This window comes from Paraburkholderia sp. RHO2 (genome assembly GCF_050955445.1).
GTDB lineage: Bacteria > Actinomycetota > Actinomycetes > Mycobacteriales > Mycobacteriaceae > Prescottella > Prescottella agglutinans_A.
Map to the genome: position 1 here is coordinate 278,658 of NZ_CP162618.1, position 20,852 is coordinate 299,509.

21 protein-coding genes and 1 pseudogene are annotated in these 20,852 nt (G+C 67.0%); 10 read left to right on the plus strand and 12 right to left on the minus strand.

Translation table 11 applies throughout. The annotated features are described in order from the left end of the window. The first annotated feature begins 351 nt into the window (after positions 1 to 351). Positions 352 to 822, plus strand: coding sequence for a hypothetical protein (locus tag ABTV10_RS26405; protein WP_499035868.1), 471 nt, complete (start codon positions 352 to 354; stop codon positions 820 to 822). A 602-nt stretch (positions 823 to 1,424) separates the two neighbouring features. On the opposite strand, the gene ABTV10_RS26410 is transcribed toward ABTV10_RS26405, so the two are convergent. The 3 genes from ABTV10_RS26410 to ABTV10_RS26420 all read right to left on the minus strand — a co-directional run bounded on the left by ABTV10_RS26410 (position 1,425) and on the right by ABTV10_RS26420 (position 4,177). Continuing rightward, complete coding sequence (locus ABTV10_RS26410) at positions 1,425 to 1,565, minus strand: hypothetical protein (RefSeq protein ID WP_499035870.1); 141 nt, start codon at positions 1,563 to 1,565, stop codon at positions 1,425 to 1,427. A gap of 129 nt (positions 1,566 to 1,694) precedes the next feature. Beyond that, positions 1,695 to 2,336, minus strand: coding sequence for a hypothetical protein (locus tag ABTV10_RS26415; RefSeq protein ID WP_499035872.1), 642 nt, complete (start codon positions 2,334 to 2,336; stop codon positions 1,695 to 1,697). A 674-nt stretch (positions 2,337 to 3,010) separates the two neighbouring features. Next, positions 3,011 to 4,177 carry a site-specific integrase gene (locus ABTV10_RS26420; RefSeq protein ID WP_499035874.1) on the minus strand — a complete coding sequence of 389 codons (1,167 nt, stop codon included), beginning with the start codon at positions 4,175 to 4,177 and terminating at the stop codon, positions 3,011 to 3,013. A gap of 231 nt (positions 4,178 to 4,408) precedes the next feature. Here ABTV10_RS26420 and ABTV10_RS26425 point away from each other — a divergent pair, with 231 nt between their 5' ends. Next, positions 4,409 to 4,741 carry a histone-like nucleoid-structuring protein Lsr2 gene (locus ABTV10_RS26425; RefSeq protein WP_499035875.1) on the plus strand — a complete coding sequence of 111 codons (333 nt, stop codon included), beginning with the start codon at positions 4,409 to 4,411 and terminating at the stop codon, positions 4,739 to 4,741. A 312-nt stretch (positions 4,742 to 5,053) separates the two neighbouring features. Here ABTV10_RS26425 and ABTV10_RS26430 read toward each other — a convergent pair whose 3' ends face one another. From ABTV10_RS26430 to ABTV10_RS26440, 3 genes are read right to left on the minus strand one after another with little or no spacing between them, the layout of a single operon-like run. Then, the gene (locus ABTV10_RS26430) at positions 5,054 to 5,971 is read right to left on the minus strand and encodes an 8-oxoguanine DNA glycosylase OGG fold protein (RefSeq protein WP_499035877.1); all 918 of its coding nucleotides are present in this window, start codon (positions 5,969 to 5,971) and stop codon (positions 5,054 to 5,056) included. Next, a complete protein-coding gene (locus tag ABTV10_RS26435; RefSeq protein WP_499035926.1) occupies positions 5,968 to 6,453 on the minus strand; it encodes a LysR substrate-binding domain-containing protein in 486 nt (161 codons plus the stop codon). Before ABTV10_RS26435 ends, ABTV10_RS26430 begins: the two co-directional genes overlap by 4 nt. Further along, entirely contained in the window at positions 6,450 to 6,764 is a 315-nt protein-coding gene (locus ABTV10_RS26440) for a LysR family transcriptional regulator (RefSeq protein ID WP_499035879.1), read from the minus strand. Before ABTV10_RS26440 ends, ABTV10_RS26435 begins: the two co-directional genes overlap by 4 nt. A gap of 415 nt (positions 6,765 to 7,179) precedes the next feature. Here ABTV10_RS26440 and guaB point away from each other — a divergent pair, with 415 nt between their 5' ends. Continuing rightward, the gene (guaB, locus tag ABTV10_RS26445; protein WP_499035880.1) at positions 7,180 to 8,691 is read left to right on the plus strand and encodes an IMP dehydrogenase; all 1,512 of its coding nucleotides are present in this window, start codon (positions 7,180 to 7,182) and stop codon (positions 8,689 to 8,691) included. A 444-nt stretch (positions 8,692 to 9,135) separates the two neighbouring features. Here the strand turns inward: guaB and ABTV10_RS26450 are convergent, their stop codons facing one another. Both ABTV10_RS26450 and ABTV10_RS26455 read right to left on the minus strand, forming a co-directional pair. Then, a complete protein-coding gene (locus tag ABTV10_RS26450) occupies positions 9,136 to 9,771 on the minus strand; it encodes an RES family NAD+ phosphorylase (RefSeq protein ID WP_499035882.1) in 636 nt (211 codons plus the stop codon). Between the two features lie 9 nt (positions 9,772 to 9,780). Beyond that, positions 9,781 to 10,401: a hypothetical protein gene (locus ABTV10_RS26455; protein ID WP_499035883.1), complete on the minus strand. Its 621-nt coding sequence runs from the start codon at positions 10,399 to 10,401 to the stop codon at positions 9,781 to 9,783. Positions 10,402 to 10,941: 540 nt separating this feature from the next. On the opposite strand from ABTV10_RS26455, the gene ABTV10_RS26460 reads away from it, so the two are divergent. The 4 genes from ABTV10_RS26460 (at position 10,942) to ABTV10_RS26475 (ending at position 13,489) form a co-directional block, all read left to right on the plus strand. Further along, entirely contained in the window at positions 10,942 to 11,142 is a 201-nt protein-coding gene (locus ABTV10_RS26460) for a hypothetical protein (protein WP_499035885.1), read from the plus strand. Between the two features lie 73 nt (positions 11,143 to 11,215). Beyond that, entirely contained in the window at positions 11,216 to 11,710 is a 495-nt protein-coding gene (locus ABTV10_RS26465) for a DUF3995 domain-containing protein (protein WP_499035887.1), read from the plus strand. Between the two features lie 16 nt (positions 11,711 to 11,726). Further along, positions 11,727 to 12,197, plus strand: coding sequence for a hypothetical protein (locus ABTV10_RS26470; RefSeq protein WP_499035888.1), 471 nt, complete (start codon positions 11,727 to 11,729; stop codon positions 12,195 to 12,197). Between the two features lie 167 nt (positions 12,198 to 12,364). Further along, positions 12,365 to 13,489 (plus strand): ATP-binding protein, encoded by a 1,125-nt coding sequence (locus tag ABTV10_RS26475; RefSeq protein WP_499035890.1) that lies wholly within the window; start codon positions 12,365 to 12,367, stop codon positions 13,487 to 13,489. Positions 13,490 to 13,812: 323 nt separating this feature from the next. On the opposite strand, the gene ABTV10_RS26480 is transcribed toward ABTV10_RS26475, so the two are convergent. The 3 genes and pseudogenes from ABTV10_RS26480 to ABTV10_RS26490 all read right to left on the minus strand — a co-directional run bounded on the left by ABTV10_RS26480 (position 13,813) and on the right by ABTV10_RS26490 (position 15,749). Further along, positions 13,813 to 14,205 (minus strand): hypothetical protein, encoded by a 393-nt coding sequence (locus ABTV10_RS26480; protein WP_499035892.1) that lies wholly within the window; start codon positions 14,203 to 14,205, stop codon positions 13,813 to 13,815. A 587-nt stretch (positions 14,206 to 14,792) separates the two neighbouring features. Next, positions 14,793 to 15,164 (minus strand): hypothetical protein, encoded by a 372-nt coding sequence (locus ABTV10_RS26485; RefSeq protein ID WP_499035893.1) that lies wholly within the window; start codon positions 15,162 to 15,164, stop codon positions 14,793 to 14,795. A 128-nt stretch (positions 15,165 to 15,292) separates the two neighbouring features. Beyond that, a pseudogene (locus ABTV10_RS26490) lies at positions 15,293 to 15,749 on the minus strand (hypothetical protein). A 234-nt stretch (positions 15,750 to 15,983) separates the two neighbouring features. Here ABTV10_RS26490 and ABTV10_RS26495 point away from each other — a divergent pair. Then, entirely contained in the window at positions 15,984 to 16,400 is a 417-nt protein-coding gene (locus ABTV10_RS26495; RefSeq protein WP_499035895.1) for a MarR family winged helix-turn-helix transcriptional regulator, read from the plus strand. 361 nt (positions 16,401 to 16,761) lie between these two features. Next, positions 16,762 to 17,226 (plus strand): 4'-phosphopantetheinyl transferase family protein, encoded by a 465-nt coding sequence (locus ABTV10_RS26500; RefSeq protein ID WP_499035897.1) that lies wholly within the window; start codon positions 16,762 to 16,764, stop codon positions 17,224 to 17,226. Between the two features lie 942 nt (positions 17,227 to 18,168). On the opposite strand, the gene ABTV10_RS26505 is transcribed toward ABTV10_RS26500, so the two are convergent. Continuing rightward, a complete protein-coding gene (locus ABTV10_RS26505; RefSeq protein WP_499035898.1) occupies positions 18,169 to 18,951 on the minus strand; it encodes a YncE family protein in 783 nt (260 codons plus the stop codon). 621 nt (positions 18,952 to 19,572) lie between these two features. Here ABTV10_RS26505 and ABTV10_RS26510 point away from each other — a divergent pair. Beyond that, complete coding sequence (locus ABTV10_RS26510) at positions 19,573 to 20,733, plus strand: pentapeptide repeat-containing protein (protein ID WP_499035899.1); 1,161 nt, start codon at positions 19,573 to 19,575, stop codon at positions 20,731 to 20,733. The last annotated feature ends 119 nt before the right edge of the window (positions 20,734 to 20,852 follow it).

Consider the following 20,852-nt stretch of genomic DNA (forward strand, 5'->3'; position numbering starts at 1 on the left):
GCTGTGTCGCCGTCATCGCCTCATAGCCGAGTACCCGCATCAAAGATCCACGTGCAGTGGCGCTTGAAGCCGATCGCCAGCGGCTGCGGGGTCTCGGGCAGCGCGGCACACGCCCTACTCGCTGGAGCGCGCGGGAACCGAGCCGCCGAAGCGTCGGCGGCGCGCAGATCGTCGGTCTGCTGCGGTTGCTCGCTGCGGGCGGCCGCTTCGGTCCCTTGAGATAGGACGCTCTCCCACTCCCGCCGGGACAATCGTGGCTGGACACGCGGTGCAGTGGGACGTGTCCGCGGCCGGTGAAGCTTGGCGGGGGTGGAAGAATGGCCCGATCGTCGTCAGCGGAGGGGGATTCGGATGGGGTACGCGGGTGGGTCGCCGACGGTGTCTGCGCGCCGCTATGCAAAGGCTGCGATGCGGTGGTCCGGCATCGCCGGCGTGGGCACGTCGCTGGTCGGCGGGGCCCTCGTAGCTGCCCAGGCCACCCGGTTATTCGAGCCTGTTCGCGAGCAGCTCGCCGTGGCTGCGGCGATGTGTCTGATCGTCGGTGGTGTCGCGGTCGCTGGGGTGGTCCTCGGCGGCGTCGTATGGGCCGCTGCCGGGCCACTGACGGATCCGGTGACCAGCGACCGTATGCGGGTGATCCGCGCCGCGCAGGAGATGACCAGCGAGGAACTTGCCCAGGCGATCGAGGCGCTAGGGGAAACCGAGGATCGGCTACTGCTCGACGGGCGAAGCGAGGAGGCCCGCCGGGTCGCCGAGGACCGGACGCTGTGCCTGTACGTCCTCGGTCGGCGCCAGGACGTTCCGGGGTCGGCAGCGCCTTGACCGCGTGCCGGGCACCGATCAACGACGAACTCGCGTTGTCCGGTGTTGTCGTCGACCCGGCGTGACACCTGCTCCCCCTGAGAATGTGCCGGGGTGAAGGCAATTGGCGTGGACGATCTCGACTATGGCGTACGCCAGGGGGCGAATCGGCGCCGGTGGCGGCGCTCGCCGCGAACATCCGTCAGCGTCCGCGGAAGCTGTCGGCCCGCTAGTGGACAGCGGATGGGGCGACCGCGATCGCGGCGAACGCGCTGCCGATGAGTGCGGCGACGTCACCTCCCACGGATCGGATTCGCTGCCCTCCATAAGGTCGACGGCGGACACCAGGGTCTTCGTGCCGGGTGTTCCCGAGTGAAAACAGGTTGCGTTCCCTGCTGGATTCCGGAGACCATTGCCGGTCCAGTTCCGGTGACCACCGTGTGACGGGACAGCGTGCCCAACGGGTCTCTCGGGGCCGAGATCCGTAGTGCCACAGACACGAAGAGTGGGCCCTACCGTGCTTTGCACCACGAGGGTCAGGAATGGAGACGGTGATGGCAACGACGATCGAGCGCAGTGACGGCACGCGCATTCACGGGCCGGGGAAGCTGTCGGCCGACCGCCTACAGCACGAGCTTGCGCTGCGGCGTCGCGCCCAGCGAATCCCTGGGCGTCGACGTGACGATGGGAAGGGCGGGCGCCGGCAGCAGCGCCGCGCTGCGGCCCGCGCGTGGTGAACACTGCCAGGCGCGGGGACTCGCCACAGCCGACTGGACGTGCGCTGTCAGACGATCACAGACCCGTGAGATGTCGGTGAGCGTGCCACCGCGGGGCGTTCCGCTATAGCCGACGCTGGCATCGGCAGACGGGCTCGCCGTAGGTCGCCGGGCCCGCTACTGGGCGCCGTACTCGGCGTCGAGGATCGCCGCGATGCGGGCGGCGAGTTTTTCGGCTTCCTTCTCGACGTCGTCGAGGACGTCACCGACGTCGCTCAGGTGAACCTGTGCGTCGGCGCGGGCCTGCCAGCCCGCGGCGACGTCCCATTCTCGTAGCGGAGGCGGCTCGGGTGGGTTGTCGGCCGGTTCGTCCTGCATGACGTCGCGGGGCAGGCGGTCCCAGCCCCAGCGGTCGTGCCGGCGGCCGACACCGTCGAGGTGTGTGGCGACGATCTCGCCGATCGCGGCTGCCCGCAACCCCCAGCGGGCGTGCGCGTGTGGCTGCCATCGGCCCATCCCGAGGCCACCCCACCGATCGATCGGTAGGAGCAGTGGTCCGTCGCGAACCAGTTGCGGTAGTGGTGCATACGGTTCCACGGACTCTTGGGTCAATGGCTGCGACTTCGCTAGCGCTGATGCGACCGCCGACGTCGACGGCCACCGGTCCATGTATGCCAGCAGGCGCGCCCACCGCAGGAACACCGCCACGGGGCAGGAGCGCGGATCGTGTTCGGCGGATACCGATACCCACACTGAACCTGCCTGCACCTGCAGGGTCTTCTCGACGACCCGGGCCTGGCTGCGCTGAAGGCGCTCCATCTGGCCGTATGACAGGCCGAGTGCCTCGGATAGCACCAGTAGCAGCGCATCTCGGCGCCCGAAGAAGCCCGATGGCCACCCCGCTGATGGCAACGCAGCCACCACGGAGGCTGCCGGGCTCCCGCCCCAGCGGTGATGGGAGTCGGCGACCACCCTCGCTGGCTCGGTCTTGGCGGGCACCGGTGCGGCGGCGATCGCGTGTGCGGCCCGGACAGCGGCCAGCCGTTCCCGTTGCGTCGATAGAGCTGCTGGGTTGGCGCGCACGAACCCGATGAGTGTTTCCCTTGTGGCCGGTAGCGCAGGCGCCCCGACGCCTGCACACCAGTCGGCGAATAGAGTCCACCGAGGGCGCAGACGTGCAGGCAGCAACGCCTCGATCCTGTCCGCCTCCGCGCTCTCCGGCATAGGGAGACGATAGCTAGCGTGGCCGTCAGCTAGCGAAGATGCCCGGCTCACCCGGTGGCGGCGGCCATACCGCGTCGCAGCGTGCCGCATACCAGAAACGCGCTCGGCACAGTGGATGGCTGTGGACCAAGGCAGGTCCGGGCACCGCGACGTAGGAAGGGAGATCGGCTCAATCTCACCTCGTGCTCCATGGGCATCGACTATCCCAGTCCCCGCGGCGTGCAGGGTGCTCGATGCCACCTGTGGCTGTCCGCCGCGGCGGACGCTGGTCAGAATCCGAGTTCGGTGACGGCGTTGTTCTGTGCGGGGGTCCGCTCCCGGGCGTAGATCTCCACCGTCGACGGGGATGCGTGCCCGGTCTGGCGCATGATCGAGTGTGCGCTGGCCCCGTTCGAGAGCGCTTCGGTGACGAACCCGGCCCGCGGCGAGTGTCCACCCAACATCTGCACCTCCTCCTCGGAGAAACCGGCCGCCAGCGCCCGGGCGCGGATGACCCCGTGGATCGCCGCCCCCGACAGCGGAGCGTGACTGGTGTTGCCGTGCTTGTCGATCCGCCGGAACACCGGCGCCAGCGAATCTGCCGGGGTCGTGCCCTGTGCCCTACATAGGTGACGTGTGAAGGGCTCCGCGTTCGCAAGCTCCCGGATCACCGCGGCCCGGCCACCACCATCGAAGGCGCACACGACCTGATGCCACCGCCGGTACGCGCAGACCGGGCACCGGTGGTGTTCGCGCCCGAACGGCGCCACCTTGATCTGTCCGCGCCCCTCCTGGTCGGTCTTCGAGGTGCGCACCCGCATGTGGAGGCCGTCGGCGCGGTGCAACCGGATGTCCGTGAAGCGGAGGTCGGCGAGCTCGGAGCGGCGGAACGCGCCGGTGAACGCGAGCCACAGCAGCGCGGAGTCGCGGCGCTCGCGGAGCTGCTCGGGCCAGGTGCTCGCGGATTCCCGCGCGGCCGCCACCATGGTGTCGATGTCGTCGAGCCGCAACGCCTCCCGGCGTCGTGAGCGGCGCCGGGGATCACGCGCCGCGGCGCGCTGCAGCCCGGAGAGCGTCGACACCACCAGCTGGCTGGTTCCAGGAGTCGGCTCGTTCGCCGCGCGGTGGAAGAAGTTGATCGACGCGACCCAGCGGCGCAGTGTGGTCGGCGAGTAGAGGTGACCGCTGGCCGTCTCGTCCGCCGCCTCAGCGAGATACGACGCCACGGTCTCCGGGGCCGCGGGCAGCGCGGTGACCGCGTTCGCGGCGCACCAGCGGGCGAACCGATTCCAGTCGGACCGGTACGCGCGGGTCGTGGCGGTCGCTTGCGACTGCTCGACTGCCGCCACGACACGCGCCTTCGCGACCTCTCCCCCACTCCCCCAGGGCGAAAGCTGTCCGGCATCGTGGTCGGCGTTCGGAACAGCCGGGAGACTCGACAGCGGTGACGCATCCATGCGGGTAACGGTAGCGGCGCCATCCGACGTGACGGTGGCGCGGCCCGACGGCCCATTTGTCGTCACCGAAGCAGCCCGCCGGTAGGTGCTTCGCGCCTAGGGTCGAGGGAAGGGCGGCCGCCACGCGGCGAAGAGCTCACCGGCCGGGCATCGAAATAGTGACACGATGTGGATGCGGGTCAGGCCGCATAGGCTCGATCTCTCTGGCCTGGTGATGTGGAGGAGCGGGACGTGGCACAAAAGCTCGTGGTCGAACTGATCGACGATCTTGACGGGGACCCGATTGACGTCGGAGGCGAGTCCATCGAGTTCGCTGTGAATGGCGTGCAGTACACGATCGACCTGAACGAGAAGAACGCGATCGAGTTCCATCGCAAGCTCGACTACTACATCCGCCACGCCGCACGAGTCGGGGGCCGCAAGACTACCCGGCAGGTCAAGGACACGCCCGACCGTGCGATGACCCAGACGATCCGCGCGTGGGCGCACGCGAACGGATACGCGGTATCGGCCCGGGGAAAGATCGCGGCCAGCCTTGTCGAGGCATATACCAAGGCGCATTGACGTCCTCGTCGGCCTAAACGCCGGAGATTCCTGCCAGCGCGGCGCGCGACATTCCGGGGTTCTTGCTTGTTCGCCGTGCGCCGGAACGAGTTCCAGTGTTACCTGCGATCCAGAGGCATTCCTAGTCTCTTCGCCGGTCCGACGGCGAGGATGTCGTCTGCTGCGTTCAGGTCCCGGTCGTGGACTGCCCCACACGTGCACATCGACGACGGAACCTTACAGCGCGTGCCGACCGATGAGATGCGGCTGTAGGTCCGTGAGGATCTTCGCGTTCCGTAACACCCGGGATCGTGACTTTCGCGCCCGGGTAGGTCAGGTGATGGTGTGGTCGCCGCGGTGCCGATCGGCGACGGCAGTGCGTTCGCGCCAGGCGTAGGTAAGCCACATTTCGACCAGTTCAGGGGTGGTGTCGGCTTGCCGGGCCCAGTGGTGGATCAGGTCGATGTAGCGGCTGTAGCGCGCGACGGTGAACTGCGCGACCGACGGGTTTTCCAGCCAGCCGTGACGGATCAGGCTCGCGACGGACTGTTGGTCGAGAAGCTGGGGCCGCTCGGCATGGCCGTTGTGCGTGGCCCAGCAGTACAGCGACAGCAAGGAAGGTCCGACGCCGGGGGCTTTGGGCCACCCGGACCATTCCCGGAACGGACCGGCATCGATCAAAGCCGGGGAGCGCTCGCACGCGGCGAAGGCCTCGGCAATGACTACGAACGGCTGGTTCGGGGTGGTCCAGTTGCGGACGTCGACGAATCGGCGGACCCGGCCGCGGTGGGGGTGAGCGTAGAGCCAGGCCGCGCACAGGTAGAGCGCGGTCAGGTCCCACCAACCGTCGAGCTCGAGTGTGCAGGTACTGCGCTGGAGGTCACCGCGGCACAGGTACGCGATCCCACTGTCGACCTGGCGGCCATCGAGGTCTCGGCCGGCGATCCGCACCGGGATCTGGTGGCAGTCCAAACGCGTGTTCCACCAGTCAAGGTCGACGGTGGCCATGTCATCGAGGACTGCGATCTCATGCGGCTGCAAAGCACACCAGCGCACGCACTCGTCGGGGACCATCAACGACTCATCGCGTGAATCCATGCGCCGATCCTGACACTCGGCACCGACAACATTGTCGACGCGCGAACTTGCCCGTGCCCATTGGGTTTCTGTTGAACTCGCGCGGTGGTTGCACTCGATACGTCTCTGAATGCGCGCCAGCTGCCAGCCATCAAAGCACACGGTCCGCTTCATGCTCGCGCTGTGACGAGCGCGCTCAGGGCGTCTGCGGCCGGGCTCAGCGGCCCCTGTGCTCGCCACACCAGCGCGAGGCGGGCCGACACTGGCGGGGTGATCGCGACCGCGCGGACCAGCCCTCGGTCGTCGTCGGCGGCGACCTCGGATGCGGGCAGGATCGCCGTTCCGAGCCCCCGCTGCGCGAGGCGGGCCGCGACCCGCGGATCGCTGGCCTCGAAGGCGATGTGAGCTGGCAGGCCGGCCTCGGCGACGCTCGCGTCGAGAGCCGACCGGATCCCCGTGCCGCGAGGCAGCGTGATCAGTGGGCGCGCGGCGGGCTCGCGAAGGTCGACGGCGGTCTTGCCGGACAGTGGATCGGCGCGGGCGACGACGGCGACGAGCGCCTCCTCCCGGATGACGCGGCACGCGACACCCGGCGGTGAGTCCCCGGCCAGACCGACGAAGGCCAGGTCCAGCCGTCCGGTGCGGACCTCCGTCAGGAGGTTCTCCGAACTCTGCTCGGTCGGGTCATCTCGATGCCGGGGTAGCGGGCGTGAAAGTCCGCCAGCAGCTCGACGAGGTCGAGCGCCGCCGAGGGCACCGAGCCGATACCGACCTGCCCACGTGCCAGGCCCGCCACCGCATCGACCGCATCACGCGTCGCCGATGCGGCAGCCACCGCGGCCCGCGCGTAGGGAAGCACCGCGGCACCGACCTCGGTCAGTGTCACCGCTCGCTCCGAGCGGTCCAGAAGGTCGTGCCCCAGTTCACGTTCCAGCTGACGTATCTGGGCACTGAGCCACCAGACCACCGCATCGAAAGATAGGGTGCGAGATTCTCTGCGTTACAAGATAATTAGAGGACGCTCACGGGGGTTCGAAGCGTGCCGCTCAGGGCCCGGCGAGTTGCGGATTTCGGCTGGAATGAGCCCAATCTGCAGGGCTTCACCACAGCGCAGGACGCTGCGCGATCTCTACAGTCGACACGGCAAACGTCGTGTCGACGATGGAGGATGCAGGCTGACGGTGGGCAATTGCAACCTCTGGTTGGCCAACTCGCACCCCGCGCTTCTCTGTCTCGGCCGGGGAGATCCTCGAGCGGTACCTGCAGCGGCTACTGGACTTGTGCACCGTGACACCGCTCACGGACGGCGCGACCGGAATGAAGTGCGCCCCACCGGCTCTCTAGGATCGGACAACCCCGTCCACCTGTCAGGAAGGCCACGTGTGAGCGCCACCGCTGAATTCAATCCCTTCGCGCTGGAGGGTCTCACCTACGACGACGTGCTGCTGCTGCCCGGCCCCACGGACGTCATCCCGTCCGAGGCCGATACGAGCACCCGGCTGACCCGCAGGATCACCCTCAACGTCCCGATCCTCTCGGCCGCCATGGACACGGTCACCGAGGCGCCGATGGCCATTGCGCTGGCGCGTCAGGGCGGCATCGGCATCATCCACCGCAACATTTCCATCGAGGAGCAGGCCCGCCAGGTGGACCAGGTCAAGCGCTCCGAAGCCGGCATGATCACCGACCCGGTGACCATCAAGCCCGACGCGACACTGGCCGACCTGGACCGGATCTGCGCGCACTACCGCGTCTCCGGCCTGCCGGTCGTGGACGAGAACCGCACGCCGCTGGGCATCATCACCAACCGCGACACCCGCTTCGTCGCGCGCGGAGAGTGGGCTACCACCCAGGTGCGAGAAAAGATGACGGCGATGCCGCTGATCACCGCACCAGTGGGCACCAGCCGCGAGAAGGTCAAGGAACTGCTGGCCGAGCACCGCATCGAGAAGCTGCCGCTCGTGGACGAGGCCGGCGTGCTACGCGGGCTCATCACCGTCAAGGACTTCGACAAGGCTGAGGAATACCCGCTGGCCACCAAGGACGAGGAGGGTCGCCTGCGCGTCGGCGCAGCGGTGGGCTTCTTCGGCGAGGGCTACGACCGCGCCATGGCGTTGGTGGAGGCCGGCGTGGACGTGCTGGTTGTGGACACGGCGAACGGGCACAGCCAGGGCGTGCTGGACATGATCGCGCGGCTGAAGAAGGACCCGGCCGCCGAGCACGTGGACATCATCGGTGGACAGGCCGCCACCCGTGAGGGCGCCCAGGCGCTTGTCGACGCCGGCGCGGACGCCATCAAGGTCGGCGTAGGCCCGGGCTCGATCTGCACCACACGCATCGTCGCCGGCGTCGGCGTGCCGCAGGTGACCGCGATCTACGAGTCCGCGAAAGCCGCTATACCGGCGGGCGTCCCAGTCATCGCCGACGGCGGCCTTCAGTACTCCGGCGACATCGGCAAGGCCCTCGTGGCCGGCGCGGACTCGGTCATGCTCGGCTCGCTGCTCGCCGGTACCCAGGAGTCCCCCGGCGAGCTGGTCTTCGTCAACGGCCGGCAGTTCAAGGCCTACCGCGGGATGGGCTCGCTCGGGGCCATGCAGACGCGCGGGAAGAACACCTCGTACTCCAAGGACCGCTACTTCCAGGCGGACGTGCCCAGCGATGAGAAGCTCATCCCCGAGGGCATCGAGGGCCGCGTGCCCGACCGTGGCCCACTCGCTTCGGTCGTCCACCAGCTGGTGGGAGGTCTGCGCCAGACCATGTTCTACGTGGGCGGGCGCACCATCCCCGAGCTCAAGTCCCGCGGCAAGTTCGTGCGGATCACCGCGGCGGGTCTGAAGGAGTCCCACCCACACGACATCGCCATGATGGTGGACGCCCCCAACTACCATCGTTGATCACCGCGGCCGGCTGACGTCGGCTGACGTCAGATGGTGCCCGACGGCGCCCACCCAATATGACGGCGCCCACCCAATATTGGGTGTGCGCCGCGTGCGTTGGCAGGAAGTCCGGCGAGAGCGAGGACATCGAGAACATGCCCGAGCCGCTCCGCCCAGTGGACGCTCCGCAGGCGGGACTGCGAGAGCCTCGCGAACTGCGCGGGCCGCAACACCACTCACGGCAACGTAGGTAGCAACCACAGAAACCGATACGCAACACCACAACTAAGCGAGGAAGAGGCTTGCCGGTCGCAGGCACACCGCCGCCGTCGCAGGGATGACGAATTGCCGCAGCCGATAGGCGTATCTCCTACGGCTTTGCGTCATGTTTGCCCAGATCAACCGAGACGATCCGCGGTGTCTTGGAAGGGGCGTGCCGCTGGCCGCCCCGGTAGCGGTCTGTCAGAAGACGATGTAGCCGAGTTGTTGAGCGGCGGTGTCGACTGCGTCGGCCAGTGCTGGATGCGCGAGGGGCAGCGACAACCCAGGTCGTGCCGGGAATGCGCTGGCGGCGCGTTCGAAGATGGCGACGGCGCCACCGCCTGCAAACCGGCCCCTGTAGACGATCCCCTCGATGTCGTCGAGGGCGCGGTGGATGGTGCGTGCCCAGTGCTGTGAGCGGCCGTGGCGAGCGGAATCGAGAGCGTGGTTGCCGCCGACCCGGGTGGCCCAGGCCGCTCCCCCGATTCCGGACATGTCGAGCAGTCGGAGTGGACGGGTGAACCGGAGTCCGGTCAGGTACGGGTCACCGCGGAGGCGGTCAACGATCCGCGTCGACTGGAAGGCTTCAGCGAGTGCACCGCGGGGGCTGGAGGCTCCGTACCAGATGCCGTAGTCGGGATGCTCGTCGCGTGGGACCGGGTGGTGGTCGAACCGCAGGATCGGCCCGAAGGTGCGCAACTCGTGCCACGGCAGGATGTGCGGCCCGGTGGTGCGATGCACCCGCCACGTGATCTCGGTGGGCTGCCACTCGAGTAGTTCGCCCGCTCGGATGCCCGCGGCGCGGAGAGCTTGGATCAACGGGGGCGGTGGGAGCATCGCCGCCATTTACGCCGATTCCCACTCTGCCGCGGTGATTACGTCGGCGGCCTGCGCGATGTCGGCGGCGCTACCGGCGCTGCCGGTCAACCACGCCACGATCGACACTGGCCGGCCGTCGACGGTCAGCGCCGGCTGAGGATGGGTGAGCAGCGCCTGCACGGTGAGTGGGTGCAGGTCCTTGCCGATGTGCGGGGTGATCTTGTCGAGGTGGGGGACTTCGCCGGTGTCGGTGAACTGGGCTGGTGGCAGCAGTCGATTGCGGCCCGAGTCGAATGCCCACAGGGTGCCGGCGGCCAGGCGCTGGCGGACTCGGGCGGGGGTGACACCGAGGCGGTCGGCGGCGTCGTCGATCGACAGGGAGCTGCGGACCAGCTCCGCCATGCGGAGGTCGCGGTCGAGACGCGCTGCCGTCGCGGCGGCCGGATCACCGACGAACCCGGCCTCCTCGAGAATGCGGGCATCGTGCTCAGACAGCTCCGGCACTACCCGCTTGCGGGAGGCGAGGCTGTGCAGGATCTGGACGAACACGTCACGGTCGAGCGGTATGCCGGTCACCTCGCGCAGCGCATCCTCGAAGGCGAGGTCGCCGCTGCGGTAGCGGTCCTCGGCGCTTGCTGAACCGTTCACCTCGACCACCATCCTTTCGCCGGTTTTTTCGTGCAAATCAATGCTAGCGCGCGTCGCGTGCTGAGGACAGCCCGGGAAACTGCCCCACCGCAGGAGTCGGGCCCCGCAGCCCCTCGGTGACCACGTCGCGGGGCAGGAACCGCGAGCCCACATCGGACGATCATCGGGTGATGTCGGCGCCTGTCGGTGCTCTCGGGGGGAGATCGAGGTGCCCCGACACCGCTGTACACCGACAGAGCCGAACGGATGCGCGAGTTAGTCGACGGAACAATTATGTGGGAGCGGCTTGAGTGGCACCGTCATTCAGTTCCCCGCGGCCCCGCAGGCACCTCACCTGACTTGCGACGGCGGCAGCACCTGGTGGACGACGTATGCATCGAAGACCGCAAGGTCACCGGGTTCAGCCTTCCGCTGCGGTGCACCGAATGCGGCCGCGAGGCGACCCCCTAACCCGATGGCCTTCCCCGGCTGGACTGGCCTGTGCCACAGCCAGGAAGGGCCACAGGCACACTGTCGAGGACCAACAGAGGAGGAAACCCCATGGGCTTCATCAAGTGGGCTCATTCAGCATCGGTCGAGATTCTCCGGACGTCAGTTGCGGAAGGACGCAGCCCGGGCGACATCGCGAACTCACTCGCTCGCATCGCCGATCTCGAGGAAGACGAGACGCTGTTCATCCGCGACGTCGCGGCGGCCATCGCCGGCAACCGGCCGATGCCCTGGGAGCTCGAACAGGATTGATCGACATCGGGCCGACAAACGAAGCAGGCCCGGGGCCGAGCAACCGGAACAGGTGCGCCGTAGGCTGCAGCCGATGAGGGGGAGGGACTGGGTCGTCGTCGGTGCGATCGGGTGGTGCTGTGCGTTCGCCGCGTTGCACGTCTTCTGGGCTTTGGGCGGATCGGCAGGTTTGGCGTCGTCTGCGGGGACGGAGCTGGCAACCCGCCGTCCGACCGCATTCGTGGTGCTCGGCTTGTGGGGTGTGGCCGCGCTTCTCTTGGGAGCGGCGGTTGTTGTCGGCGTCGCAGTGAACGCCCAGCTTTCTCCTCGAGTCGGCCGGACCCTGGGATGGCTGATCAGCGCGGCTGGGTTGGTGATGCTTGCGCGCGCTGTCGTGGTCGAGATTCTGCTGCTCACGGATGCAGGTGGTGTCCGGACCGAGGTCGGGCTGGAACAGACGCACTGGAGTCTGGTGCTGTGGAATCCGTGGTTCGTTGTTGGTGGCGTGCTGTTTATCTGGACCGGTCGCCGCGTTGCGCGACGCTGGACCAGCTCCAGATCGACGCGCCTGCGGTCAGTGCAGAGCTGAAATTAGGCTCTGCCGCATGTGGGGGCGAGTGGGTGCGAGGTGGCGTGGTCAGAAGCTGTGGGTGCGATGGTCGCTTGCGGTGTTCCTGATCGGCTTCCTCGAGGGGACTGGGGCGCACTGCATCGATCTGTTCCGGGGCGGGATCCACGTCTATGCGTCCTTCGGCTCCGTCCCGCTGCAGGTGTTCTTCGTCAGCTTGGTGGTCCTGGACCCGTTGATCGTCGTCCTCGTCGCACTCGTCCGGCCGGCAGGGATTCGATTGGCCTGCGGTGTGATGGTGCTGGACCTGACCGCGAACTGGATCGTGAGCTGGGTTCAACTGCGAGAAGACCCAACGTGGCTCCTGCAGCCGGTCGGACTGCTGCCGATGACGCTGTTCGGGCTATTCGTCATCGCGTCTTCGGAGTACTTGGTGCGGGAGATCAAAGCCACGACGACCTGCCTCCACGAACTGCCAACGGACGCCGAAGTGCGGGAAGCCACGTGATGGGATCGCCTAAGAGCACCTGGGCCCGGGGATACCTGTCGTAGTTGGCTGGCTCTGCGTCTTCTGGCGTGGGTCGGCGTGTCGTCGCAGGGCTGGGGCCCACCCGTTTCTAAACTCTCTAAAAGCTTCTAACGGCTCTAAAGCGATCTAACGGCGAGGAGACGCCCGTGGCAGCGCGAAACCCGTTCACCCCGTCGTTCGGGGTCACCCCTCCCCTGATGGTCGGACGCGGCGACGCGATCGCCGACTTCGATGATGCCCTCGACGCCGGCCCCGGCGCGTTCGGCCGCGCTGCACTCGTCACCGGCCAACGCGGCACCGGCAAGACGGTGCTGCTCAACCAGCTCGAAGACCAGGCCCGCGCACGCGGGTGGCTCGTCATCGCAGAGACAGCCACACCAGGGCTCATCGATCGCCTGGCCAACGGCCACCTCCCCCGCCTGCTCGCCGAGTACGACCCCGACAACGTGCGCCGCAGGGTCACCGGCCTGAGCGCCGGACCCGTGTCCGCGACGTCGACCGTCGACGACCGGCACAAACCCCTACCGACGTTGCGCTCCCAGCTCGAGCGACTCACAGCCCTGCTCGCTGCGCATAACACGGGAGTGCTGATCACCGTCGACGAGGTACACGCTGGCCACGTCGACGAGCTCCGCGAGCTATTCACCACCTACCAGCACGCCGTCCGCGAAGGCCAGGACGTCGCGATCGTCGCGGCCGGGCTCCCCGCCTCCGTCTCCGACCTGCTGTCGGACTCCGTGCTGACGTTCCTGCGCCGCGCCCACCGCATCGACCTCGGCTCGGTGGCTGACCTGGACGTCGCGGCCGCGCTCCGGGTGCCCATCGAATCGGCGGGACGCAGCATCGACGACGACGCCCTGACGATCGCCACAGCCGCCGTGCGCGGCTACCCCTTCCTGATTCAGCTGGTCGGCGATCTCGCGTGGCGAACCAACCGCGAGGCGACCACCATCACCGCTGCCGACGCCGCAGCCGCCGCGCAGAACGCCCCGCGCCGGATGGGGCAGATGATCTACGAACCGGCGCTCAGGGGCCTGTCAGCGGTCGATCGGACCTACCTGGCGGCGATGGCCGCCGACGACGGCCCGTCGCGCACCAGCGTCATCGCCGAGCGGATGAGCGTCACCCCTGGGTACGCGAGCATGTACCGGCAGCGACTGATCGACGCCGAACTCGTCCGTGCGACCGGTCGTGGATACGTCGACTTCACCCTCCCCTACCTGCGCGAGTACCTCCGCGACCACGCCGTCACCGAATTGCTCGACGTCTGACAGGCTGAACCCCACACCCAAAAGACCGCTGACAGGGGCAATGTCGGCATCGGGCGGTAGTGTCGCGGCCGTCGGTGGAGGTGCTCGAACACCGCTTGACACCGGCAGGGCCGCGGCGCGGTCTCCTGTTGCGAGTAGCCCCGCGCCGCGGCTCTTTCCGGCCCCTGCACTCTGGTTGGGTGCAGGGGCCGTCTTGGTTCCTGGCTCAGGCTGGCTCAGTCCTGTGCTCGCTGCTACGGCGGAGGGGCAAGCAGCTCGGTCTCGCCACGCTTTCCCCAAGGTCGTCGCGCCGGCCGTGGTTGCCGTGAGTTCGTGAATGGGAACTACACCGATGAACTGCGGAATCCTGCTGGGATCAGGGTCTCCACCGGGTCGGCCTGGCTGAGCAGCTCCACGAGCGGGGTGCCGGTCCGAGCGGCGACGGCGCGGCGGGCACGCACCTGGGCGCGGGTACGCGGGCGGAACTTCGGATCCCGCCCGCAACCGCACCGCTCGAAGCCGTCGTAGCGCAGCCCCGCCTCCAGGACCACGGCGACGACCGACCATGCCTTCCAGTCGCTGCGGCGCGGTGCCGCGAAGTCATAGCCGGCGCACAGCAGCGGCCCGGCGCAGTTCGGGCACGTGTGTCCGCCCTCCTTCCAGTGCCGTTTGAAGCTGATCCGGCACAACACGCACGCGTAGTGCTGCTTGTAGTGGAGGGAGAAGTAGGCGCACACGAAGCTGACCGTACCGGGGGCGCGTCGTCACGGGCCAGCGGATATTGCTTCCTCACCGGCGGCTGCAGACCGGGGTCGGCCCATCCGCTGAGCCGGGACAAGCACGACGGCACCGTGATCGAGACGGCTGCTCATATCCAGCTCAGAATGCCCGTTGGCCATAGCAATATTGGCCGGCGCGTGTAGTCGAGAACAGATCCGTAGTCGGTAGCCTCGCCTCTATCGGTGGAGGTGCGAAAACACCGTTTGACACCGACCGAGGGCCGCGGCACGGTTTCCCTGCCCCGCGCCGCGGCCCTTCTGTCTCGCAGGCCTGCAGATGAGGTGTAAGCCGCCGGCAAGGCCTCGCGAACCACCCTGTTCGACCCATCGGGAGAGGTCGTCGACGCCAGGCGCGCCTCCTGGGGCAATTCCGGGTGGCGCTCTCCCCCGGGCACTCGGTTGCGTTTCCGTGCGAAAATACGCTGGTCCGCGCCTTCATATGCGCAACTGCGGTAACGAATAGCCCGCTGCTGGCGGACGTCGAGCTGTATCTGGGTGACGCGTAGTGAACGTCGGGCAGCGCGAGGAGCGCGCGCATCACCTCTCTACGGGACCGGGCCGCCCAGGTGCTCGACGAGCGCCCGCAGCACGAGCCGGCCGGGGACAGCCACCGAGATGTCAGCGACCTCAGTGGGCGCGTCCTTGGCGTAGTCGTCCCACTCCTCGCCGCGCCAGGTGCCGACACGGATCGGGTTGTGGATGGTGTCGATGTGCTGGATCGTGAACGGTCCCGGCACCAGCGGCAGCAGATGCTCGGTCACGAGCTGGATCAGCACCACGTGAGTGTCGACGTCGAGCTGGTGCAGCTCGACCAGGCCAGAGTCCTCGGCGGCGCCGATCCATTCCCAAATGACGTTGCCGTCATTGAATCCCCACTTGCTGAACAGCCCGGACGCGGGCAGGTATAGGTCGTTCACCGGTGCATCTTCCTCGTCTGTCGTTTGCGGCGGAGGTTGGCGCGGTGTCGCCGAAAGGATCGTGCAGTACGCGCTGGCTTAAGACCACGTTCGGGTGCGGACGCGCCGCCTTCTCGATCCGGACCGTGTCATGAGCTGAGCGCGTTCGTGATTGCTGCGCGTAGAGGGTCGTGTGCAGGGGTGAGGGCGGGGGAGGGATCGGTCCAGCGGTCGGAGGGGTAGAGCCACAGGGACATACGGCGGTATTGCTCGGGTTCCCATTCGTATCGAGGCCAGATATGAGTGTGGAGGAAGGTGTCTGTGTTCCTGAGGATTTCGATGTTCATGCGACGGAACTCGTGGTCAGCTTGCAGGCAGGCGTACTCGACAGCGCTGGCTAGTTTGTCGAGGCTCTCGAGGTAGGCGAGGCGTCGCGGCCGTGGGTGAGCTGGGTGATGGTGGGGTCGTCGGTCAGCAGGACGCAGTAGCCGGGCAGCCATTGGACGTCCCCGATCGCGGCGAATGCGTCGGGCAACCGAGCGAGTACCGTTGGGTTCTGGTCAGATAGCGCTGATTTCACCCGTGAGTTTTCCAGTCGGCAGTCACGGGATGATTGTGCCCTCGCGGCTGCCTGCGGGTTCCTGCTGGATGCGGTCGCCGCGCTCTGGCGTGGACGCGACCCTTCGCCGAATGGGGCTCGGTAGTGCTGAGGGCCCGCTCGCGGGAGCCGGGCTGTTCGACGATCCCTCAGGCGGAAGCATGACTGGGCGTAACGAAGCGCGCGCTTACCTGGGACTACGTGCAGCGCCGCTAGCCTCGGATCCCATGCCACCAGCCTCGATGGCGGTCGCCGGCCAAGTGCACCGCATCGCGGCGGCGCTACGCACGTCGGTCGAACAGATCTACTTCGACGCGGGGGTGACTGCTACCGAGGTGGAACTGCTTGTCCCGCTGCGATACCCAACAGGTGGGTTGTCAGCTATCCGGCTCGCCGAGTTGCTCGGGATGACCCGAGCTGGCGTGGGCAAGGCGCTCGCGTCGCTCGAAGGCCGTGGATTGGTCGCTCGTAGGCCGAACCCAGCGGACCGCCGCAGTGCCGTCATCGACCTGACCGATGCCGGACAACCACTGATCGACGAAGTGTTCCCACGCGAGCTCAAGGTCCACGCCAATATGCTCGCCAATCTCGGGCGCGACCGCGAATCCGTCAGCCGATCGCTCGGACGCTTCGCTGACGCCGTGGCACCGCCGGAGTAGTGATCCGGTTGGGCGCGCCGCCCCAAGCCGTTTTCAAATTCCGGATCGCTATGACTGGACGATCTGTCCTGTCCTGCATCGCGATCGCCGAGCGGGACGCTTCGCGCTCGGCGGCTATGCTCCGGCCCCCGCGAGATCCATATCCGACGTCATCTCACTTCGATCCAGAAGGACGATGAGGTAGCGAGCATTTCCTGGGAGGACAGTGATTGAGGCAATCCTGCCGACAGGTGTCGAGGCGGCCGAACTGTTCGAGGATCCACCCGGTTGTCGCCTCATCCGCGGGAGGCACCGCTGATAGCACGCGCAGCGACAAGCGGAGACGGGATTCACCTCAGCACGCAATTGCGCTCGCCTCGCGATGGGCGAGCTGGGACTTGATCCGGCACCGATCATGCGAGCCCCTTCAGTCGCGCCGACGTGGCCAAAAGACGTAGTCGGCAGGCTCACACACTGCGACGACTACCGGGCCGCGGTCCTCGCGTACTCGATGCAGGTCCGATCCATCGGAATCGATGCCGAGCCCCATGGACCGCTTCCCGACGGTGTACTCGACGCCGTGAGCCTCAAGTCCGAACGCCAATGGCTCTCGACCACAGACCGCAGCGACGTGCACTGGGATCGGCTTCTCTTCTGCGCCACGGAAGCTACCTATAAGGCATGGGAACCACTCACCGGCCGCTGGCTGGGATTGAGGATGCGCACATCACGTTCGAGCGAGCTGATCATGACACTGGGGTGTTCGACACCTTTCGCTCCACAATCCTGGTCCCGGGCCAAATCCAGGGCGGGCCACCGGTACACGCGTTCGATGGACGATGGTTGATCTCGGACGGCCTGGTGGTCACCGCAATCTCAGTCTCCTAGATCGGGACAAGCTCTCATCAGTGCCGTCCTGTTTGACGGCCAAGAGGTGGAACTCCTTGCCGCGCGGGCGGAAGACGGGCCTTAGCGGTGTTGATGGCTCGAGCCAAGACGCCGCGCGGCATCTTGGCGCTCGTTTTCGGTAAGCGATCACAGAAGGTGCCGATAGTGGGTGTCCTGTATGGCGATCGCTGATGCGGAGAGCTGTCCGGCGTGACTGGAGCAAAACGCGGTACGTGACGAGCCGTGCAGCTAGGTTCGAAGCATGGTTGGGTCCGTAAACGTTGTGGCGTCCGAATCGCATGACGTTCTGAACTATTTCGGCAAATGTCCTGTGTGTGACTACCCGACCCGGGCCGTGCACATCACTGCTAAGTTCGACGACGGACGCGTTGAGAGTCAGACGATCGCGTCGTGTGGTGGATGGTGTGGGTGGAAAGGGCCGGTTGAGCCCACGCCTATGACCGGTGCCGCCGCTGTAATGGCGCCGAGTCGCGGTACGGTGCCGTCACCTGATCGACGAGCGTCCGGGTATTCCCCGAGCGAACTAGAACTGTCGCCCCAGAGAATCCGCGCCGCCCTCGCCGTGGAGATGCCGCGAGACGCGGCTCGGTAGTAATGAGGGAATGGGGCAACATGCCGCACGACGTGTTGACACTCGTTTTCAGTAAGTAAATCTCTCGGAGGAGTGGAGCGAATCGTCCCGAAAGGTCTTGGCACTCATTTTCAGTAAGCGGCAGGAACCTGCCCACGCGGATGTCCTTTATGACGATCGGTGTGCAGGACGGGACATCTCATTCTGTCGACCCGAAGTCTTGTCGTCGCGAAAGGCCGTGGCCGCCAGCCTGATTGGGTGGCGGCCACGGCCTTGTTCATTTGGTGGTGTCGGTCGGTCAGGATCCGGTCAGGGAGCCGAGACTCCCGGCCGACCCGAGTGACCCGGTAGCAGGCGGGGTGATGTTGAGGACCACCGGCAGGACGGCGGGCTTGCCGATCCCGTTGGAGGCGGTAAGCGTGAGCTCGAACCGTCCACCCACAGTGGGGGTTCCGGACAGGACACCGTCCGGGTGTCGAGCGTCAGACCATCGGGCAGTGCACCTACTGTGACAGCGACGGTCGGGGCGGGCCGCCCGGTGACGGCGAACGCATACCGGTAGGGCTGGTCAAGAGTCCCGGCGGCCGGGGTTCCGGCGAGGGTGGGAGCTTGATCGATCGCGATGACGTACACCGAGCCGACGTTGTTGTCGGTGACGTAGGCGCGGTCGCCACTGACCGCCACCGCGAGCGGAAGATAGCCGATCGGCTGAGAGCTGACCGACTGTTTGCGGAGCGGGATGGTAGCGACCGTGGTGGGCGGTGTGGCGGCGATGTCGATCACCGACACAGAGGTGTCGCCAGGGTCGGTGACGTAGGCACGGTCGCCACTGACCGCCACTCCCGCCGGCTCCACGCCGACCGGGGTGGTGGCGACCACGGTCGGCCGGGTGACGGCGATGTCGATCACCGACAACGAGCGGTCGCCGGTGTTGACGACGTAGGCGCGATCGCCGCTGACCGCAACGCTGGACGGATGCCGGCCGACCGGGATGGTGGCGACCACGGTGGGCGGGGTGGCGGCGGTGTTGATCACCGAGACCGTGTTGCTGCTCGCGTTGGTGGCGTAGGCGGGGTTGCCACTGACCGCCACCGCGGTCGGATTCAGGCCGACCTCGATGGTGTTGGTGACGGTGTCTGCGGCGGCTGGTCCGGCAACAACGGTGGTCAGGGCTACGGCGACAGCGCACGCGCCGGCAGCGAGTACCGCCGCGCTGCGCGTGAGTCGCCCCGCACGCGGGGGCGATCGAGGATGGTCATCGAGGGGTGTTTCCTTCCGGATACAGTGCGGACCCCGTCGGGGTGCGCGGCAGCCACGGTCGGTAGCCACCCGGCACGCAACATAACGGACATTCCCGTATCGCGATTGCGAATCGGAATCGACGACCTCGGCATTGCAAACGGACAACACCAGCGAACACCCCGGACAGGTCACCCGCCCCGGGATGCTCGGTGACAGTCAAACTAGCGTCGCGCTTCGCTAATCTTCGCTGTCGCCTCGACATTCATTTTCAGTAAGCGACACGAAGGTGCCACCGTGGGTGTCCTGTTTGACGATCCACAAGAGGGACACATGGGGTGAGCTGCGGTCACCTACGGAAGTCGGAGCCGGTCTCCCTGTTTAGATTGACCTGTGCCGCCAACGAATCCGCCTGTTCCCGTGCTAGGCAGCGACGGTCCCGAGTCGCGCTCGACTCAGGTGTCGCCTGGACGATTGGTCGGATACGGCCTCAGCGCGTTGGCGGCGACAACCGTCGGGACATGGGCGCTCGCCGAACTTGCCACCCCGGACGGTGTGAGCTGGGTTAGCGCCGACCTGGGTGGGCTGGGCCGCACAGTGGGCCTTATCGCGGCCGCCGCAGTTGGCGTGCCGGCCGCCGTACTCGCCTACCACCGGCAGCGAGCGCTCGACACCGCCAACCAGGTAGCCGCCAACCAACACGACCACAAGGTCATCACCGACAACCGAGAACACAAGACAGGGGTCGAGCGGAACCTCCGCGAGCGATACACGACATGCGCCGAACAGCTCGGGAGCGAGAATTTCGCCATCCGGCTAGCCGGCATCTACGCCCTCGCATCGCTGGCCGACGACTGGCACGAACTCGGAAACGACTCTGAGCGCCAAGTCTGCATCGACCTCCTGTGCGCCTACCTGCGAACGCAACGCCGGGCACCCATAGCTGGTCCCCGGCTCGACAGCAGTCCTCGAGAGGAACGTGAGGTCAGGGCAGCAATCGTGAACATCATCCACGCTCGAACACAGGTCCCAGACGCTGGATGGGCGGGATGCGGTTTCGAACTTGCCGATGTGTACCTGCCCGAGGTGAACCTTGTTGGCATCAACCTTGATCGCGTGAACCTAGTCGGCGCAGAACTGACCGCTGCAAGGTTGAGCAACGCGAACCTAAGGACTGCGAGCCTGGTCGGGGCGAACTTGTCCGGCGCGAACCTGACTGGCGCGAACCTGTCCGGCGGGGACCTGTCCGAGGTGAACCTGACTGGAGCGGACTTGTTCCTCACGGATTTGTCCGGCGCGAACCTGCCGGAAACCGACCTGTCCGGGGCGAACCTGACTGGCGCGAACTTGTTCGGGGCGAACCTGTCGGAAGCCGACCTGTCCGACGCGAACCTGTCCGGCGCGAACCTGTCCGGCGCGAACTTGCCCGGGGCGATCCTGTCCGGCGCGAACCTGTCCGGCGCGGACTTGTCTGCCGCGATCCTGTTCGGTGCGGACCTGATCGACGCGAACTTGACCGACGCGAACCTGTTCGGCGCGAACTTGACGAAGTGTGACCATTCGACGGGCACGAAGTGGCCAGCAGGTTTCACTCCGCCAGCACCTCTGCGACCGGCGAAGAGTCGAGCGGAGTAGGCGTCGACGGATCGCCTCACCGCACTATCCAGATACCTAGCCCTTTGCTGTGGTCTCGGCAAGCCTCGATTGCGAGGGCACCGCCTCGGCGAGGTGTCCTGTTTGACGATCGACGTACC

What these genes read in the sequence shown, in the direction of transcription:
- ABTV10_RS26405 (WP_499035868.1), top strand. Translation starts at nt 352, where the DNA reads ATGGGGTACGCGGGTGGGTCGCCGACGGTGTCTGCGCGCCGCTATGCA.
- ABTV10_RS26415 (WP_499035872.1), bottom strand. Translation starts at nt 2,336, where the DNA reads ATGGAGCGCCTTCAGCGCAGCCAGGCCCGGGTCGTCGAGAAGACCCTG.
- ABTV10_RS26420 (WP_499035874.1), bottom strand. Translation starts at nt 4,177, where the DNA reads ATGGATGCGTCACCGCTGTCGAGTCTCCCGGCTGTTCCGAACGCCGAC.
- ABTV10_RS26430 (WP_499035877.1), bottom strand. Translation starts at nt 5,971, where the DNA reads ATGAAGCGGACCGTGTGCTTTGATGGCTGGCAGCTGGCGCGCATTCAG.
- ABTV10_RS26450 (WP_499035882.1), bottom strand. Translation starts at nt 9,771, where the DNA reads ATGCTCCCACCGCCCCCGTTGATCCAAGCTCTCCGCGCCGCGGGCATC.
- ABTV10_RS26460 (WP_499035885.1), top strand. Translation starts at nt 10,942, where the DNA reads ATGGGCTTCATCAAGTGGGCTCATTCAGCATCGGTCGAGATTCTCCGG.
- ABTV10_RS26465 (WP_499035887.1), top strand. Translation starts at nt 11,216, where the DNA reads ATGAGGGGGAGGGACTGGGTCGTCGTCGGTGCGATCGGGTGGTGCTGT.
- ABTV10_RS26470 (WP_499035888.1), top strand. Translation starts at nt 11,727, where the DNA reads ATGTGGGGGCGAGTGGGTGCGAGGTGGCGTGGTCAGAAGCTGTGGGTG.
- ABTV10_RS26495 (WP_499035895.1), top strand. Translation starts at nt 15,984, where the DNA reads ATGGCGGTCGCCGGCCAAGTGCACCGCATCGCGGCGGCGCTACGCACG.
- ABTV10_RS26500 (WP_499035897.1), top strand. Translation starts at nt 16,762, where the DNA reads ATGGGCGAGCTGGGACTTGATCCGGCACCGATCATGCGAGCCCCTTCA.